General features: G+C 70.5%; 9 protein-coding genes and 2 tRNA genes. 8 read left to right on the top strand and 3 right to left on the bottom strand.

Features of this window, described 5'->3' with window-relative positions; all coding sequences use genetic code 11:
• Nucleotides 1-107: 107 nt before the first annotated feature.
• The gene (locus AB0A95_RS07220) at nt 108-278 is read right to left on the bottom strand and encodes a DUF5679 domain-containing protein (protein WP_167457767.1); all 171 of its coding nucleotides are present in this window, start codon (nt 276-278) and stop codon (nt 108-110) included.
• Between the two features lie 513 nt (nt 279-791).
• Here AB0A95_RS07220 and AB0A95_RS07225 point away from each other — a divergent pair.
• Both AB0A95_RS07225 and AB0A95_RS07230 read left to right on the top strand, forming a co-directional pair.
• Nucleotides 792-1,322, top strand: coding sequence for a M48 family metallopeptidase (locus tag AB0A95_RS07225; RefSeq protein ID WP_357524826.1), 531 nt, complete (start codon nt 792-794; stop codon nt 1,320-1,322).
• Nucleotides 1,323-1,540: 218 nt separating this feature from the next.
• Complete coding sequence (locus AB0A95_RS07230; RefSeq protein WP_357554752.1) at nt 1,541-2,149, top strand: hypothetical protein; 609 nt, start codon at nt 1,541-1,543, stop codon at nt 2,147-2,149.
• Nucleotides 2,150-2,209: 60 nt separating this feature from the next.
• On the opposite strand, the gene AB0A95_RS07235 is transcribed toward AB0A95_RS07230, so the two are convergent.
• Nucleotides 2,210-3,430: a zinc-dependent metalloprotease gene (locus AB0A95_RS07235; RefSeq protein WP_357067187.1), complete on the bottom strand. Its 1,221-nt coding sequence runs from the start codon at nt 3,428-3,430 to the stop codon at nt 2,210-2,212.
• Nucleotides 3,431-3,614: 184 nt separating this feature from the next.
• Here AB0A95_RS07235 and AB0A95_RS07240 point away from each other — a divergent pair, with 184 nt between their 5' ends.
• The 5 genes from AB0A95_RS07240 (at nt 3,615) to AB0A95_RS07260 (ending at nt 8,335) form a co-directional block, all read left to right on the top strand.
• Entirely contained in the window at nt 3,615-4,628 is a 1,014-nt protein-coding gene (locus AB0A95_RS07240) for a PDZ domain-containing protein (protein WP_357554753.1), read from the top strand.
• 96 nt (nt 4,629-4,724) lie between these two features.
• Nucleotides 4,725-7,739 (top strand): UPF0182 family protein, encoded by a 3,015-nt coding sequence (locus tag AB0A95_RS07245; protein ID WP_357554754.1) that lies wholly within the window; start codon nt 4,725-4,727, stop codon nt 7,737-7,739.
• Nucleotides 7,740-7,834: 95 nt separating this feature from the next.
• The gene (locus AB0A95_RS07250; protein ID WP_357554755.1) at nt 7,835-7,969 is read left to right on the top strand and encodes a hypothetical protein; all 135 of its coding nucleotides are present in this window, start codon (nt 7,835-7,837) and stop codon (nt 7,967-7,969) included.
• Nucleotides 7,970-8,053: 84 nt separating this feature from the next.
• Nucleotides 8,054-8,127 (top strand) — tRNA-Met (locus tag AB0A95_RS07255).
• Between the two features lie 131 nt (nt 8,128-8,258).
• Nucleotides 8,259-8,335, top strand: a tRNA-Met gene (locus tag AB0A95_RS07260).
• A 78-nt stretch (nt 8,336-8,413) separates the two neighbouring features.
• On the opposite strand, the gene AB0A95_RS07265 is transcribed toward AB0A95_RS07260, so the two are convergent.
• On the bottom strand, nt 8,414-11,227 hold the full coding sequence (locus tag AB0A95_RS07265; protein ID WP_357554756.1) for a BTAD domain-containing putative transcriptional regulator: 2,814 nt from the start codon (nt 11,225-11,227) through the stop codon (nt 8,414-8,416).
• Between the two features lie 178 nt (nt 11,228-11,405).
• Here AB0A95_RS07265 and AB0A95_RS07270 point away from each other — a divergent pair, with 178 nt between their 5' ends.
• On the top strand, nt 11,406-17,660 hold the full coding sequence (locus AB0A95_RS07270; protein ID WP_357554757.1) for an RHS repeat-associated core domain-containing protein: 6,255 nt from the start codon (nt 11,406-11,408) through the stop codon (nt 17,658-17,660).
• The last annotated feature ends 24 nt before the right edge of the window (nt 17,661-17,684 follow it).

The following is a 17,684-nucleotide window of genomic DNA, read 5'->3' on the forward strand; positions in this document are numbered from 1 at the left end:
TTGGGCAGGTCGTCGCGCTCGTTGGCGTCCGTGATGCCCCGCTCCGCGGCGGGGGCCAGCGGAGACGCGGTGGTGTCCTCGAGCCCCGCCCCCGTCACTCGTTCGGGTCAGACCTTGGCCTTGCCCAGGATGCGGTTCACTGTTGTTCCGCATACCGGACACTTGCCCTTGGCCATGTTCATACCGGTCTTCGAGACCTCCACGTGCCCCTCGAAGTCCCGCTTCTCCTTGCACTTCACGCAGTAACCGTTGTAGGTCGTCTGGGCCTGGTCGGCCACGGTGCCCTCCTCGTCTCGTCCGCCGGTCGATGCCGTCCCGGCGGGGTGCCCGGCGGCGGGCCACACGGGGCGCCGGCGCTGGGTCTCACTCCACGGCCACCTTCGTGACCGCTGGTCCGCGGACCCTACCCAGGTCTGGGCGGCTCCATGTCAGCTGTGCATCGACACTGTGAGCAAGTCGACGTCGAGAGTGTGCATGGCGAAATAGGTCGGATAAGTCAGTTTGGCAGGGACACGCCGACCAAACCCCCACAGCCACCCGTGCGAGTGCCCCCGCGGCGGCATCCGCCATCGTGATCACCTACGGTGGAGGAGTGGCGCGTACCGGTGCCGTCGGTGTTCACCAAGGGTGACGAGACGGTGCGATGGCGTCGCGCTCAAGAAATTTTCGGGACACCTGACGACCAATCACCATTTTCCGGGCGCGTGTCGGGTGGTTGACTCTTGCGGACCCCTGGTCAGAGGGCATTAGCTTTCCTTCGTGACACGTAGCCGAGGCTGCGCGGGCCAGTGATGGCGGGGACGCGCAAGCCTGTCGTCGAGGTGCGGCGCAGTCAGCGTCGGCGACGCACGGTGTCTGCGTACCGTGACGGCGAGCGGGTCGTCGTCCTCATCCCCGACCAGTTCTCCCGCGCCGAGGAGAGCGAGTGGGTCGACCGGATGCTCGCCCGGCTCGCCGCCCGGGAGGGGCGCCTGGCGCGTTCCGACGCCGAGCTGCTGGCCCGTGCCACCCGGCTCATCGACCTCTACCTCCCCGGGTACGCCACGAAGGCGGTCCCGGCCAGCGTCCGGTGGGTCACCAACCAGAACGGCCGGTGGGGCTCGTGCACGCCGGCCGACCGCAGCATCCGGATCTCGCACCGCGTTCAGGAAATGCCCGACTGGGTGATCGACTACGTGCTGCTGCACGAGCTGACGCACCTGATCGTGCCCAGCCACAACGCCCGGTTCTGGGCGCTGGTCGGTCGCTACCCCAAAGCGGAACGCGCCCGTGGCTACCTCGAAGGTGTCGCCGCCGCCTCCTGCGCCCCGGTCCCGACCTGATTCTGCCTGCCCGCCGAGCCGCTGGCCGTAGCGTGTCGAACCTTCCGAGCGCCGGCCGCTGGCTGGGGCATGCGCCTAGATCCACTCGCCTTCCTGAATACCGCGCTGTCCAGGCCGCCGGGACACCGCGACGTCAATGAACCCGAGTCGATCATGTGGTCGAGCCGCGCCAGGGTGGGGTCAGGCGGCCGTACGGGACAGGGCGCTAGGGTCGGGGGATGGCGCGACGGGTGGTGGTGGCGTTACTGGGGCCGGTGCACTGGTCGCCGCCCGGTATCGACCTGGCGGAGTGGCGAGCGGCTCTCGCGGAGGACGTCGTCGACCTGCTCGCCACGCTCAACGAGGTGGAGACCGCAGTCGCGGTGACGCCGGCCGATCGTGCCCTGGCCGATGCGCTGGTGTGGCCCGGCACAGCCGTGTACGAGGTGGCCGAGCCGACGCCGAACGCCGTGTTCGCCGCGTTGGAGGGTTACGACCAGGCAGCCGTGCTCGCCAGCGACGTGCCCGACCTACCCGCACTGACCGTCGGAAAGTTGCTGCGCCCGCTCACCACCCGACCGGTCGCGGTGGCTCCGGTCGAGGGTGGCGGTCCGGGCCTACTCGGGGTGGCTGTGCGACTGCCGGTGCCGAGCTGGCTCCCCGCGCTCGACCTGGAAACGACGGTGGCGGCTGACGTTCGCTCCGGTGCCCCCGCACCAGGCGACGTGGCGGTCACCGCCGGGTGGCGACGGCTGCGCGGCCCGGCAGACCTGGCGACGCTGGACCCGGCCTTCGAGGGCTGGGAAGCGACACGCGCTCTTCTCTCGGGCTCGCGCCGACCCACCTGACCAGCCCGCCGTGCCGACGGGTGCCCGCTGTCGATCGGGGCGGGCACCCGGGCGCTGGCGTCAGGGCTTGGCGTCGCCCTCGTCGTCGGTCTTGTCGGGCTGGCCCGGGGCCTTCTCCTCCGCGCCGCCGGGGGCGCTGAAGTCGAAGCTGTCCAGCTCGCTCAGGTCCATGTCGTTCATGGCGAAGGCGACCGGGTCGGCGAAGTCGTCGTCCGAGGGGAGCAGGTCCGGGTGACCCCAGACGGCGTCGCGGCCCTCGATGCCGCGGTGCTCGGTGAGCGCGGCCCAGAGCGCCGCGGCCTCGCGCAGTCGGCGCGGGCGCAGCTCCAATCCGACGAGTGCGGCGAAGGTCTGCTCCGCGGGGCCACCGGCGGCACGGCGGCGGCGGAACGCCTCGCCCAACCGGACGACGTTGGGCAGCCGGTCGCTGGCGGCGCTGTCCACGACGTGGCAGACCCAGCCCTCGACCAGGGCGAGTGCGGTCTCCAGTCGGGCCAGGGAGGCCTTCTGCGCCGGAGTGTCCTCCGGGGTGAAGATGCCCTCCAGGGCGATCGCCTGCATCGACTCCGGGTCGGTCGGGTCGACCCGGCCCATCGCCTCCTCGATCGCGTCCCGGTTGACCCGGATGCCCGAGGCGTACATCTCGACGGCGCTGAGCACGTGCCCGCGCAGCCACGGGACGTGCTGGAACAGCCGCTGGTGGGCGGCCTCGCGCAGCGCCACGTAGAGGCGGACCTCGTCCTCGGGAAGCTCCAGGCCCTCGCCGTACGCGCGGATGTTGGCCGGGATCAGCGCGGCCGTGCCGGCCGGGCCGAGCGGTAGCCCGATGTCGCCGGCGGAGAGCACCTCCGCGGCGAGCGAGCCGAGGGCCTGACCCAGCTGACCGCCGAAGAGCGCGCCGCCGAGGGTGGCCACCATCGACTGCATCGGCCCGAGCTGGGCGCGCGCCTCCGGTGGCACCAGGTCGCCCATCGCGCCGACCATCCGGCTGGCGACCGGGTCGCAGAGCTTGCGCCACACGTCGAGCGTCTTGAAGATCCACTCATTGCGGTTCCAGGCGACAGGTGACTGGATGCCCGACGGCCATGCCGAGGCTGGCTCCAACCACAGGTCGGCCAGGCGCAGCGCCTCCTCGACGGCGTTGCGCTCATACGGTGACACCGCCGGGTCGCCGGCGGCCGCGAGCTGGCTGGCCGCTACCTGCCGGGCCAGGTCCCAGTTGACCGGACCACTGCCCGGCGCGGAGAGCAGGTGCTGCAACTGCGACATGAACTGCTGCATCTGCGCGGGATCGTTGGGGTCTGGTGGTTGCCCACCCGGGAGCGCGAAACCGAACGGAATATCAGGCACGACGTCTACGGTACGCGGACCGCGCCCCAGGTCGCCGCCGCTGGCATTGCGCTGAGGGCGAAGTCGCGTGGCGCATCCGGCAGGAGGCGTCCGGCCGGTCGGTACGCTCTGCGGCATGAGACGTCGTGGCCTGACGGTCCTGCTCGGTGCCCTGTTCACCGCCCTGCTGAGCATCGGGGTGCTGCGGGTGCCGATCCCGTACGTGGTGCTCGGTCCGGGCCCGACGGTCAACACCCTCGGCACGGCCGACGGCAAGGAGGTCATCCAGGTCTCCGGACGGGAGACCTCGACCTCGGCGGGCCAGCTGCGGTTGACCACGGTGGGGGTGCAGCCCACGGTGCGGCTGCGCGGCGCGATCGCCGGCTGGTTCTCCGACGACGAGGCGGTGGTGCCGCGCGAGCTGGTCTACCCGCCGGGGGAGTCGACCGAGCAGGTCGAGCAGCGCAACGCGGAGGACTTCAAGGCGTCGCAGACCAGCGCGGAGACCGCCGCGCTGCGGGAGCTGGGCTTTCCGGTGCAGGTGGTGATCAAGACGGTGGCCGGGGACGGCCCGGCGGCCGGGACGCTGAAGGCCGGCGACGTGATCACCGCGGTCGACGGTCAGCCGGTGCCGGTGGCCGCGAAGGTCACCGAGCTGGTGCGGGCCAAGCCGGCGGGCACGGCGTTGACGATCGCCTACGTCCGGGACGGGGCGGCGGCCACGGCGACGGTGACAAGTCGCGAGCAGGACGGCCGACCGCGGATCGGCGTCGAGATCGACCAGCAGCAGCCGCACCCGTTCACCCTCGGCATCGACCTGGGTGACATCGGCGGGCCGAGCGCCGGTCTGATGTTCGCCCTGGGGATCGTCGACAAGCTGACCCCGGCCGACCTCACCGGCGGCCAGGTCATCGCCGGCACCGGCACCATCGACGACGAGGGCACCGTCGGCCCGATCGGCGGGATCGCCCAGAAGTTGGTCGGCGCGAAGCGTGCCGGCGCCAAGGTGTTCCTGGTGCCGGCGGACAACTGCGCCGAGGCCGTCCGCAATCCGCAGCCGGGTCTGCCGTTGTTGCGGGTGGGTTCGTTGGACGAGGCGATGACCGCTCTGGAGACGTTGCGCGCGGGGGGTCAGCCGACCCGCTGCTGACCGGTGTGACCGTGCCCCGACACGCTCAGGAACACCCCGTACTCTGGGTGCCTGGTCGGAGCCGATCACATCGAGCGTGCGGAGCCAACAGTGGTCATGCGTAGCAGCAGCCCCCTTCCGAGGATGAGCCGGCGCGGGCGCGTCACCATCGCTGTCCTGGTCGGGGTGTTCGTGCTCTTCACCCTGCTCGGCTGGGGTGTCCAGGCGTGGACGGACTGGCTCTGGTTCGACGAGGTCCGCTACACCGAGGTCTTCACCGGTGTCCTGCTGACCCGGCTGGTGCTCTTCCTCGCCATCGGGCTCGGCATGGCGGTGGTCGTCGGTGGCAACCTCTGGCTGGCCCACCGGTTGCGCCCGCGACTGCGCCCGCACTCGGTGGAGCAGGCGACCCTGGAGCGCTACCGGATGGCGCTGAGCCCGCGACTCGGCACCTGGATCGCGCTGGTCGCGGCGGTGGTCGGGCTCTTCGCCGGTCTCTCCGCGCAGAACCGGTGGAACCAGTGGCTGCTCTTCCGCAACGGCGGTGACTTCGGGATCAAGGACCCGGAGTTCGGGGTGGACATCGGCTTCTACGTCTTCCAACTGCCGTTCTGGCGTTACCTGCTCGGGGTCGCCTTCACCGCCGTGGTGCTGGCCGTGATCGGCGCGCTGGCGGTGCACTACCTCTTCGGCGGGGTCCGTCTCCAGGGCGTCGGTGACCGGATGAGCAACGCCGCCCGCGCGCACCTGAGCAGCCTGGTCGCGGTGTTCGTGGTGTTGAAGGCCGTCGCGTACGTGCTGGACCGGCGGGCGATGCTGCTGGAATACAACGAGGGCGCCAAGTTGTACGGCGCCGGCTACGCCGACGTCAACGCGTTGCTGCCGGCGAAGGAGATCCTGGCCTACATCTCGATCGTGGTGGCGATCGCGATCGTCGTGTTCTCCAATGCCTGGATGCGCAACCTGGTCTGGCCGGGGATCTCGCTGGCGCTGCTCGGTGTGTCAGCGGTGGCCATCGGCGGCATCTACCCCTGGGCGGTGCAGACCTTCGAGGTCAAGCCGAGCGCCAAGGACAAGGAAGCGCCGTACATCCAGCGCAGCATCGACGCGACGCGGGCGGCGTTCGGGCTGGGGGCCACCCAGACGACCCCGTACGCGGCGAACAACCTCACCCCACCGGCGAACCTGGCCACCGACACCTCGGTGGTGTCGAACGTGCGGCTGCTCGACCCGCAGTTGGTCAGCGAGACGTACACCCAGCTCCAGCAGGTGCGTGGCTTCTACGACTTCGGCCCCAAGCTGGACATCGACCGCTACGGGGTGAACGGGAAGGTCTCCGACTACGTGGTCGGCGTCCGGGAGATCAACTACGGTGAGCTGACCGACCAGCAGAACACCTGGATCAACCGGCACACCGTCTACACCCACGGGTACGGGCTGGTGGCCGCCCCGGCCAACCAGGTGGTCTGCGGCGGGCAGCCGTTCTTCGTCTCCGGCTTCCTCGGCGAGAAGACCCAGGAGGCGTGCTCCTCACAGACCGAGCAGATCCCGGCCAAGCAGCCGCGCATCTACTACGGCGAGCGGATGGCGCCCGACGACTACGCGATCGTCGGTCAGGCCGACCCGAACAAGAAGGCCGAGTTCGACAGGCCGGTCGGCGAGGGCGGCGGCGAGTCCTACACCTACACCGGTGAGGGCGGCGTCAAGATCGGCTCCTTCGCCCGCCGGCTGCTGTACGCCATCAAGGAGCAGGAGTCGAACTTCCTGCTCTCCGAGGCGGTCAACAAGGACTCCAAGCTGCTCTACGTGCGTAATCCGCGGGACCGGGTGGAGAAGGTCGCGCCGTTCCTCACCCTGGACGGCGACCCGTACCCGGCGGTGGTCGGCGGTCGCGTGCAGTGGATCGTCGACGGCTACACGACGGCGGCCACCTACCCGTACGCCGAGCGGGTCAACCTACAGACCGAGACCACCGACGAGTTGACCAATCGGGGCACCTTCCAGTTGGCCCGGGAGAACGTCAACTACATGCGGAACTCGGTGAAGGCCACCGTCGACGCGTACGACGGCACCGTGAAGCTCTACGAGTACGACGACACCGACCCGGTGCTCAAGGCGTGGAACAAGGCGTTCGGCGGTGACCTGGTGCTGCCCAAGGCGGACATCCCGGTCGAGCTGACCGAGCACCTGCGCTATCCGGCGGACATGTTCAAGGTGCAGCGCAACCTGCTCACCAAGTTCCACGTGACCAACCCCGGCGACTTCTACTCCGCCCAGGACTTCTGGCAGGTGCCGACGGTGCCGGACGCCCCGGACAGCGGCCAGAAGCAGCCTCCTTATTACCTGTTCACCCAGTTCCCGGGGCAGGAGAGCCCCCGGTTCCAGCTCACCGCCGCGGTCACCCCGAACGGTCGGCAGAACCTGGCCGCCCTGATCTCCGGGTCGTACGTCGACGGGAATCCCCGGCTGGAGGTGCTGGAGTTGCCGGATCAGACCCGGATCTCCGGCCCGGTGCAGGTGCACCAGCAGATGACGAACAACGCCAACATCCGTCAGCAGCTCAACCTGCTCTCCAGTAACCAGGCGCAGGTGCAGTACGGCAACCTGCTTTCGTTGCCCTTCGCCGACGGCATGCTGTACGTCGAGCCGGTCTACGTGAAGAGCAACCAGCAGGACGCGTACCCGCTGTTGCAGAAGGTGCTGCTCTCCTACGGTGACGGTGGCTCCTTCGTGGCGCTCGCCGACAACATCAACGACGGCATCAAGCAGCTGGTGGAGCAGGGCAAGAAAGCCGGGCAGGGCACGTCGCCGCCACCGACCACCGGGGGCAATCCGACGACGCCGACGACCCCGACGCCGACGCCGAGCGCCGGCACCGGCAACCCGCCGCCGACCGGTGAGGTGGCCACCGCCGCCGAGCGGGTGCGAACCGCGATCACCGAGGTGCGGGCCGCGCAGACCTCTGGTGACTTCGAGCGGTACGGCCGCGCGCTCAAGGCCCTGGACGAGGCGCTGACCGCGTTCCAGCAGGCGCAACAGGCCGCCAACCCGACCGGAGCGCCAAGCGGCAGCGCGGCACCGAGCGGTGGCGCGTCACCGTCGCCCAGCGGCAGCCCGAGCGCGGGCGGCTGACCGCAGTCCTCGGCTGCGACTCGCGGAGCCCCCGTCGTCGGACCCTCCCGGTCCGCACGACGGGGGCTTCGCTGTGCCAGGTCCTGGTGCGGCTGGTGCGGGCGATCCGGGTCGGCGACGTGGTGACCACACTCTGGGAGAAGGGCTGGGGAACCGGGTCCAGCCCGCGTACACAGGTCGACGCGGACAGTCGCCGCGCGGTCGCCGCCATCGACGCCTGGCTCGGTTGACCCCACAGTGCCGGGCTGCGAACCGGCGGATTCGGATGTCGTTTTGCGGGGCCCGGGGGTGGTGCGCTACGGTTAGCGAGCCGACGCGGGGTGGAGCAGCTCGGTAGCTCGCTGGGCTCATAACCCAGAGGTCGCAGGTTCAAATCCTGTCCCCGCTACAAAGCGAAGCCCGCCTCCCGCACCTTGGGGAGGCGGGCTTCTTCTTGTGCGGGCGGCGGCGCGCCCACGACGGGTGCCGACCCCCCGGCTGATCATCGTTGAGCGGGATGGGTTAGGGTTAACCAGTCGACGCGGGGTGGAGCAGCTCGGTAGCTCGCTGGGCTCATAACCCAGAGGTCGCAGGTTCAAATCCTGTCCCCGCTACCACATCGGCGAGGGCCCGTTCCCAGGATTTCTGGGAACGGGCCCTCGCTCGTTGGCGGCCAGGCCCGCCCCTTGTCGGAGCTACGTGCTGTTGCGGATGGCAGCCGGCGGGCTCGGCGTCGGCTCCGCCATGATCGCCCTGATGTCGTCGTCGTCGACGTACCCGCACTCGCGCAGGACATCGAGGGCCGACTGCCAGTGCGACCGGGCCTGGAGTCGATCACCCAAGTCGTCCAGGGCAAGACCGAGCCCCCACAACTGCTGGGCCTCCCCGAAGCGATTGCCGCACTGCCGCAGGACGACCAGGCCCTCCTCAAAGATGGCGACCGAGTCCCGAGGACGCCCGATCAGCCGGACGCAGTCCGCGAGCGCGCCCAGGGTGAGGCCCAGCCGGTAGTCGTCACCCAGGGAGCGGAAGATCTCGACTGCCTGCTCACAGGCGGCGACCGCGTTGGCGTACCGACCGAGACGGCGCTCGACCACCGCGAGATTCTGGAGGCCGCGCGCCTCGTTGTTACTGTCGCCCAGAGCGTTGAACAGGGTGATGCAGCGCTCGTGGCAGCGCGCGGACTCGGCCAGGTCACCCCGCATGCGGTTGAGGATGCCGAGGTTGTTGAGCACCTTTGCCGTGTGGTGCCTGTCGTCGAGTCCTTCCCACAACTCCAGGGCGGTGCGGAACTCGGCAAGGCCCTCGTCGAGTTGGTTGGTCTGTCCGTACGCCATGCCGAGGTGGTTGCGCGCCAACGCCTCCACCTCCGGCTGGCCCGAGGCCTGCGCGGCGCGAATCGCGATCCGGTCGAGGCGGATCATCTCGGGCCAGTGGTCGCGGATCGCGAGGGCCGGGTAGGCCAGGAGGGCGAGGCGGGCGGCGCCGGCGGTGTGCTCCGGCCGGGCGGCCAGGCCCGCCATGACATCGGGCAGGTGCGGGGCGTTGGAGTCGATCCACTCCCTGGCGGCCTCCTGGTCGGGCAGGCTGAACCCCGCGGGGTGGGGGGGAGCCGGGCCGACCTGGACGTCCACCGGTTCGTTCGGATCGAGGAGGAACCTCGCCTGCTCGGCGACCGAGAGGTAGTGGGCCAACACACGACCGAGGGCAGCCCGCCGCTCGCCGTCGGCGAGGTGACGTTCGGCCTGCTCGCGGGCGTAGAGGCGGATCACGTCGTGCATCCGGAAACGATTCGGCGCCGGGGAGTCGACAAGTCGGGCGTCGACGAGCCGCTCCATGGCGGCCTCGGTGTCGGTGAGCGTGCTCCCGGCGAGTGCCGCGGCGAGCGCGAGGTCGACCTCGGGCACGCCGAGCAGGCCGAGGAACGGGAACCCGCGTATCGCGTCGTCGCCGGCGCCCCGCAGGCCGACCGCCAGGCTGGCCCGCATGCTCAGGTTGTCGACCTGCAACTCGTCCAGGCGTCGTTGTTCCTGGCTGAGGCGGTCGGCAATCGCCCGGATCGTCCATGACGGGCGGGCCATCAGCCGGGCGCTCACGATCCGCAGGAGCAGCGGAAGGTGCTCGCACAGGTTGACGACCATGTCGGTGGCGGCGGGATCGTCGGACACCCGCCGCTCGCCCACCAGCCGGCTGATCAGCGTGACAGCGTCGTCGGTGCTCAGTGGCTGTAGCCGAACGAAACTCGTGCAGTCGAGTGTCGACAGCACCGACCTGCTGGTGACCAACGTGGCACAACCGGGCCCCGACGGCAGCAGGGCCCGGATCTGCTCCGGGGACACGGCATCATCGAACAGCAGCAGTAGCCGCTTACCGGCCAGCAGTGAGCGCCACAGCGCGGTCGCGTCCGCAAGCTGCGCGGGCACCGCACTGCCCGCGACGCCAAGCTGCCGCAGCCATCGACCGACGATCGCGGACGGCTCCAGGGGCGGCATCCCGACGCCCGCGCCCCGGAGGTTGACGTAGAGCTGACCGTCCGGGAACGAACTGGCGACGCGGCTGGCCACGTGCAGGGCGAGCGCTGACTTTCCGACCCCCGCCACCCCGTCCACCGCCACAAGTGGTGGGTGGTCGTCGCGGCGGTGCAGCAGCGCCGCGCAGAGCGCCGCGACCTCCTCGTCGCGTCCGGTGAACTCGGGTGGCGGTGCGGGCAGCTGCCGCGGTGTCGGGTGGGTCAGCTCCGGTGCGCCCGGATCGCCGCCGGCCGGCGGCGTCTCGACGCGGAGCAGTTGCTGGTACAGGCGCTGAAGCTCCTGACTCGGGTCGATCCCCAGTTCCGTGGCCAGCCGGGCGCGGAGTTGGTCGTAGAGGCGGAGGGCATCGGCCACCGCGCCGTTCGCGCCAAGCGCCCGGATCAGCAGCGCGTGCAGTGGTTCGTCGAACAGGTGGGCGTCGACGAGGCGTTGCAGTTGTCGTACCGCCACCGAGGGGTCGCCCACCCGCAGGCAGAGCTCGGCCAGGTCGCGGGCGGCGGCCTGCCGCTCGCGTTCGAGGGCCACCACCATCGGAGCGTCGTGCAGCCAGCTCGCCGCCGCGCCGAGGACCGGGCCACGCCACAGGTCCAGGGCGCGGTCCAGGGAGGCTATCCGCTCGCTCTCGGTGCCCGCCGCGCCCTGGACGACAAGGTCGCGAAACGCAGCAGTGTCCACCTCGCAGCGCGGGGTACGCAACAGGTAGCCGTCGTCGGCCCGCTCCAGGGTGACGCGGTCGGCGAACCTGTCGCGGAGCCAGGCGCGCAGCCGGTAGACGCTCGTGTGCAGTGCGGCATGCGTGCCTCGCTCCGGGCCCCAGATCAGCTCGACGAGCTGGTCCGGACTCACCGGCTGGCCCGGCGACAACGCCAGCACGCCGAGCAGCATGCGAGGCCCCGGACCGGGTAGCGCAACAGCGCTGCCGCCCACGCTGACCCGCAGTGGCCCCAGCACAGCCACGGAAACGACGTCCTCCTGCATTGGCGAAATTCTAAGCCGGCCAGCGGCGTACCCGTTGGCCCGAAAGCCCGCGGCCCCGGTCATCTCGCGCACCTGCCCGTCAGGTCGCTGTGAGCGACCTGTGAGAACCCGGATGCCACGCTGCGATCCCGCGCCGGGTGGGCGCGGACGGCGGCTGGTTGACATCGGGGAGACGCGAATGACGGCTGCACGGGGGATCCGATTCTTGTTCGCCACGACGGCCGGGTTCCTGGCCGTCGTCCTTGTCAACTCGGGGTGCGGCGTCGCACCCGCGTACGCGGGTCCGAACCGGGCCGGGCCTCCGCGGGCGCAGGCCGCACCCGCCTCGGTGCCGCTGCGGGCGGCACCGACCTGGGCCGCCGCGCGGCCCGGCCCGGAGGACGTCGCGGCCGTGCGGTCGGCGCCCGCGGTGACCTGGCCCGCGCCGGGTGCCGTCGAGGTCGACCGGCCGGGGTCAGGCGCGACGCCGGCCCGGGTGGGAAGCCTGCCGGTCTGGGTGGCCGGGCAGAGCGGTGCGGCGACGCGGCGCTCCGACACCACAGCAGATCGGGTACGGGTGGAGGTGCTGGACCAGGCTGCCGCGCGTCGGGCCGGAGTACCCGGGGTGCTGGTGCGCCTGGCGTCGGGCGGCGCGACCGCAGGCGCCCGCGCGGCTGTCGCCCCGTTGGACGTGGAGTTCGACTATTCCGGGTTCCGCAACGCGTACGGCGGCGACTGGGCCGCCCGGCTCGGCGTGGTGCGACTGCCCGAGTGCGTGCTGTCCACTCCCGAGGTTGCCGGATGCGCCAGGGGTGAACCGGTGCCCTCCCGCAACGACACCCGCACCGCGCGGGTCGGCGCGCGGGTCGAGACCGGCCTGTTCGCCGTCACCGCCGCGTCCGGTGGCAGTTCGGGGAGCTTCCAACCGACGTCGCTCGCCCCGTCGGCCGCCTGGTCGGTCGGGTTGGAGTCGGGCGACTTCGGCTGGCAGTACCCGATGAGCGCACCCGAGATGCCGGGCCTGACGCCCGGCATCGCGCTCGGCTACTCCTCCGGCGCGGTGGACGGGCGGACCGCCTCCACGAACAACCAGCCGTCCTGGGCGGGGGAGGGCTTCGACCTCCAGGGTGGGTTCATCGAACGGTCCTACGTGGCGTGCAAGGAGGACGGGCAGGCCGGCTCGGAGGAGCTGTGCTGGCGGTCCGACAACGCCACGGTGTCGCTGCCCGGGATGAGCGGTGAGCTGGTGCTCGACGACACGTCGGGGCAGTGGCACGCCGAGCACGACGAGGGCTGGCGCATCGAGCGGCTGACCGACGCGAACGCGGGCAACGGCGACAACGACGGCGAACACTGGAAACTGACCTCGCCGGACGGCACGCGGTACTTCTTCGGCAGTGCCCCGGCGGCGAACTCCACCTGGACCGTGCCGGTCTACGGCAACAACGTGGCGGCCGGCAAGAACGAGCCGTGTCACCAGTCGACGTTCGCGGCGTCGTGGTGCCAGCAGGCGTACCGGTGGAACCTCGACTACGTCGTGGACCGGCACGGCGACGCGATGGCGTACTTCTACCAGCGGGAGACGAACAACTACGCCCGTGGCGGCGGCACTGCCACGCCGTACACCAGGGGTGGTTACCTGGACCGGATCGAATACGGCCTGCGGACCGACTCGGCCGCGCCCGCGTCGGCGCGAGTGGTGTTCTCCGTCGCGGACCGCTGCGTCCCGGGCAGCACCTGCACCCAGGCGCAACCACAGAACTGGCCGGACACGCCGTGGGACCGGGCCTGCGCCGGCACGCCCTGCCAGGTCGTCTCGCCGACGTTCTGGATCAGCAAGCGGCTGGCCAGGGTCACCACCCAGGTCCGCTCCGGTGGCAGCTACCAGGACGTGGAGTCGTGGACGCTCACCCACTCCTTCCCGGCCACCGGTGACATCACCACCGCCTCACTGTGGCTCGACTCGATAGTACGAACCGGGCACGTCGGCGGTACGGCGAGCCTGCCGCCGACGACCTTCACGGGCGAGCGCAGGGCCAACCGGGTCGACACCGTCGACGACAACGGCGACGCCCCGATGAACAAGTGGCGCCTGGTGGGGGTCACCAACGAGACCGGCGGTCAGGTCCGGATCAGCTACACCGAGGTGCCCTGCACCCGGTCGGCGTTGCCGGCCCCGGACCAGAACGCCGGGACGTGCTTCCCCGCCTTCTGGGGGCGGTCGGGCGCTGTCGATCCACAGCTCGACTGGTTCCGGAAGTTCGTGGTCAGCCAGGTCGTCGAGGACGACCGGTTGGTCGAGAACCCGGACGAGATCACCCAGTACGAGTACGTCGGCGCGGCGGCCTGGCACCACGACGACACGGAACTGACCCCGAACCGGTTCCGCACCTGGGGGCAGTGGCGTGGGTTCCAGCGGGTGGTGGTGCGCACCGGTGACCCCAACGGCGGTGAGCAGACCCGGACGGAACACCTGTTCCTGCGGGGCATGCACGGTGACCGGACCACCACCGGCACTCGTGACGTGAAGGTGACCGACTCGACCGGGAAGACGAAGGTCGACGAGGCGTACTGGCGTGGCTTCGCCCGGGAGGTGACCGAGTACAACGGCACCAGCGGCGCCTGGACCGAGCGGACGATCTCGGAGCCCACGATGCTGGCCACGACGGCGGCCCGGGACCGCCGCGACGGCACGCAGCTCAAGGCGTACCTGGTCGAGGAGTTGTCCCAGCGGGAGTACGTCGCGTTGGCCGACGGCACCGAACGCGTCACCGAGTCGGTCCAGAAGTTCGACTCCAACGGCACCCTGGAGCAGACGAACGACCTCGGCGACATCGCCACCGACGCCGACGACACCTGCACCGACTACACCTACACCAGCAACAGGGACGCCTGGATCATCGACGCGGAGTCCCGGGTCCGTACCGTCGGGGTGCGCTGCGGCGCGGACGTGTCCTACCCCGGGGACCTGCTCTCCGACCAGCGCTACTACTACGACGACAGCAAGACCTGGGGAGCGCCGCCGACCACCGGGGACGTCACAGCGGTCGAGAAACTCGCCTCCTGGTCGAACGGCCCCGTGTACGTCAGCGGCGGCAGCGTCAAGCTGGACAAACACGGCCGCACGACCACGGCGACCGACGCGCTCGGCAACACCGACCAGGTCACCTTCACGCCGGCCGTCGGTGGGCCCGTCACCAGGGTGACCACCGCCAACGCGCTCGGGCACGCCAGCACCGTCGACCTCGACCCGCTGCTCGGCGACGCGACGGCCACGGTGGACGCCAACGGCCGGCGTACCGAGCTGAGCTACGACCCGCTGGGCCGGGTCGTCGCCGCCTGGGCACCGGGTCGATCCAGGTCCGCCGGCGACAGCCCGCACGCGAAGTTCGCCTACCTGGTCCGCAACAACGGCGCCAGCGCGGTGACCACCAGCACGCTGCGACCCAACGGCGCGTACCGGGACAGCCACAGCATCATGGACGGCTTCCTGCGGGCCCGCCAGACGCAGACCCCCTCCGCCACTGGTGGCCGGCTCGTCACCGACACGTTCCACAACAGTCGCGGCGAGGTGGTGAAGACCAACCCGGCGTACTGGAACAGCGCCGCGCCCAGCACGACACTCGTCGCCCCGCCGGCGGATTCGAACCTGGCCGCGCAGAACCGCTACCTCTACGACGGCTCGGGTCGGCAGACGGCGGAGATCCTGGTGTCGCGGGGTGTGGAGAAGTGGCGGACCACCACCACCTACGGCGGCAACTGGACGGCGGTCGATCCGCCCGACGGGGAAACCCCGACCATGGAGATCTTCGACGCCGACGGGCAGGCTGTCGAACTGCGCCAGTACACCGGCACCGGCCCGACCGGCCCCTACGACGCGACCCACTACACCTACACCAGGTCGGGGGAGCAGGCCACGATCACCGACCCGGCCGGCAACACCTGGCGGTACGGCTACGACCTGCGGGACCGCAAGATCCGCGCCGAGGACCCGGACACCGGGACGAACACCTTCACCTACGACAACGGTGACCGGCTGGTCTCCAGCACCGACTCCCGCGGCCGAACCCTTGTCAACACCTACGACGCGCTCGACCGTCGGACCGCCGTCCACGAGGGGTCCGCCACCGGAACGAAGCTCAGCGAGTGGACGTACGACTCGCTGCCCGGCGGCAAGGGGCTGCCGGTCGCCGCGAAACGGTTCGTCGGCGCCGACGTCTACAGCAGCGAGGCACTCGGCTACCTGGCCGCGACCGGGCTGCCCACCGGGACCCGGGTCACCGTCCCGGCGAGCGAGACCGGGCTCGGCGGCAGCTACGACACGACAATCGAGTACGACCCGTCCGGTCGGATCACCAGGACCACGTTGCCGGCGGCCGGCGGGCTCGGCGCGGAGACCCTGACCCAGGGCTACGACCCCTCCTCCGACCTGCCCAGCACACTCTCCGGGCTGGCCCAGTACGTGGCCGGCACCTCCTACGACAGGTTCGGCGACGTGTCCTCGGTGACCCTCGGGGCGGCGGGCAGCCAGGTCTGGCAGTCGTACCAGCGCGACGAGGTGACCCGACGGCTGGCCAGCACGTCGGTGATCCGGGAAACCGACGACGATCCGCAGGTCAGTGCCCGTAGCTACACCTGGGATCCGGCGGGCAACCTGCTCTCGGTCACCGACGCCCCCGACGGGGTCACCGCCGACACGCAGTGTTTCCGCGCCGACTATCTGCGCCGGATGACCGAGGCGTGGACGCCGGCGTCGGGCGACTGCGCGGCGGCCCCGACGACAGCGGCGCTCGGCGGGCCGGCCCCGTACTGGCACTCGTACCGCTACGACAAGGTGGGCAACCGGCTCGGCGAGGTGCAACACGCCGCCACCGGTGACACCACCCGCACCTACGGCTACCCGGATGCCGGCTCGGCCCAGCCGCACACGCTGCGGTCGGTCGCCACCACCGGGCCGGGTGGCTCGCGAACCGACACCTTCGGCTACGACAGCGACGGCAACACCACAGCCCGTACCGTCGCCGGCCGGACCCAGGCCCTCGACTGGGACGCCGAGGGCCACCTGGTGTCGGTGACCGAGAACGGCACCACCACCGACTATCTGTACGACGCGGAGGGCAACCGCATCCTCAGCCGGGACCGGACCGGCACCACCGTCTACCTCGGGAGCACGGAACTGCGCCGGGAGGCCGGCAGCGGGCTGGTCAACGCGACCCGTTACTACAGCCAGGGCGGTGGCACGTTCGCGGTGCGCACCGGCACCGGCTCGGACGGGTTGAGCTGGCTCGTCTCGGATCACCACAGCACCGCCGACACCGCCATCCGGGCGGACACCCTCGCCGTCACCCGCCGCTACTCGCTGCCGTTCGGCGAGTCCCGGGGAGCGAAGCCGACCACCTGGCCCGGTCAGCGCGGCTTCGTCGGCGGGTCGGCGGACCCCACCGGCCTGGTGCACCTGGGCGCCCGCGAGTACGACCCGGCAACGGGCCGGTTCCTCTCGGTCGACCCCGTCATCGACGACGAGGACCCGCAGCAGATGCACGGGTACGCGTACGCCAACAACAGCCCGGCGACCTACGCCGACGCCGACGGCCTGCGCGCCTGCGCGAACGAGAAGTGCACCACGTTCACCCAGCCGAATGCGGCGAAGAAGTCGAGTGCGGCCGCGGCGGCGGCTCGGGCGCGGCAGATCCAGGCGGCGCAGTGGAAGGCTCGGGCGGACGCGCTCCGGAAGAAGTACCTGGCCGAACAGAAGGCGGCGGCGAGGGCGCGCAAGATCCAGGCCCAGCAGGCCAAGGAGTACGCCGCCGCGATGAAGCGGAAGTACCTGGCGGACAAGAAGGCGGCAGCGAAGGCGCGCAAGATCCAGGCGCAGCAGTGGAAAGAAAAAGCCGCCGCCATGAAGAAGAAATACCTCGCGGACAAGGCCAGTGCCAAGGCGCAGTCGGCCAAGACGAGAAAGGAAAGCGGCTGCACCGGCCATAACGGTTGCGGCGCAGCGGGCAAGGCAAAACCGAAGGGCGCGGAATTCCCGACCAAGGATCTCCTGGGCTTGGCCTTGGATGGTGCCAATGGTGGCATCTGGGAGAGCAGCGGCGCAGGCGAGGGTCGCAGGGTAATCGACTGGTCGAAGAGCAAGAACGGCTACACCGCGTGGGAGACGGTGGGCAAGTACGGGAAAGTCGGCAAGTTTGCTATGGGGAGTGTGTCTGGCGGGGCGAATTTGGCGATCGGGGTCGCCGTCGACGTGTCACAGGGCAAGTCGGGGAAGACGGTCGCTCTTCATGCGGCCGCCAACGTGGTGGCAGTCGTGGCGGGATTTGGGGCGGGGTTGCTGGCTACGGCAGCGTGTGGCGGATTGGCCATATGCGGAGTGGCTGCCGGGATGATCGTGGGCTTCGGCGTGGGCAAAGTACTTGAAGGCGCGTCCGACCACTTTTTCGGTGACGACTGATCATGGCTCGCAAACAACTGGCAG

It is taken from the genome of Micromonospora sp. NPDC049230, assembly GCF_040647875.1.
In the GTDB taxonomy this organism is placed as follows: Bacteria; Actinomycetota; Actinomycetes; order Mycobacteriales; family Micromonosporaceae; genus Micromonospora.

Coding starts and splice junctions, on each gene's coding strand:
- AB0A95_RS07225 (WP_357524826.1), top strand. CDS start 792: ATGGCGGGGACGCGCAAGCCTGTCGTCGAGGTGCGGCGCAGTCAGCGT.
- AB0A95_RS07230 (WP_357554752.1), top strand. CDS start 1,541: ATGGCGCGACGGGTGGTGGTGGCGTTACTGGGGCCGGTGCACTGGTCG.
- AB0A95_RS07235 (WP_357067187.1), bottom strand. CDS start 3,430: ATGCAGCAGTTCATGTCGCAGTTGCAGCACCTGCTCTCCGCGCCGGGC.
- AB0A95_RS07240 (WP_357554753.1), top strand. CDS start 3,615: ATGAGACGTCGTGGCCTGACGGTCCTGCTCGGTGCCCTGTTCACCGCC.
- AB0A95_RS07245 (WP_357554754.1), top strand. CDS start 4,725: ATGCGTAGCAGCAGCCCCCTTCCGAGGATGAGCCGGCGCGGGCGCGTC.
- AB0A95_RS07265 (WP_357554756.1), bottom strand. CDS start 11,227: ATGCAGGAGGACGTCGTTTCCGTGGCTGTGCTGGGGCCACTGCGGGTC.
- AB0A95_RS07270 (WP_357554757.1), top strand. CDS start 11,406: ATGACGGCTGCACGGGGGATCCGATTCTTGTTCGCCACGACGGCCGGG.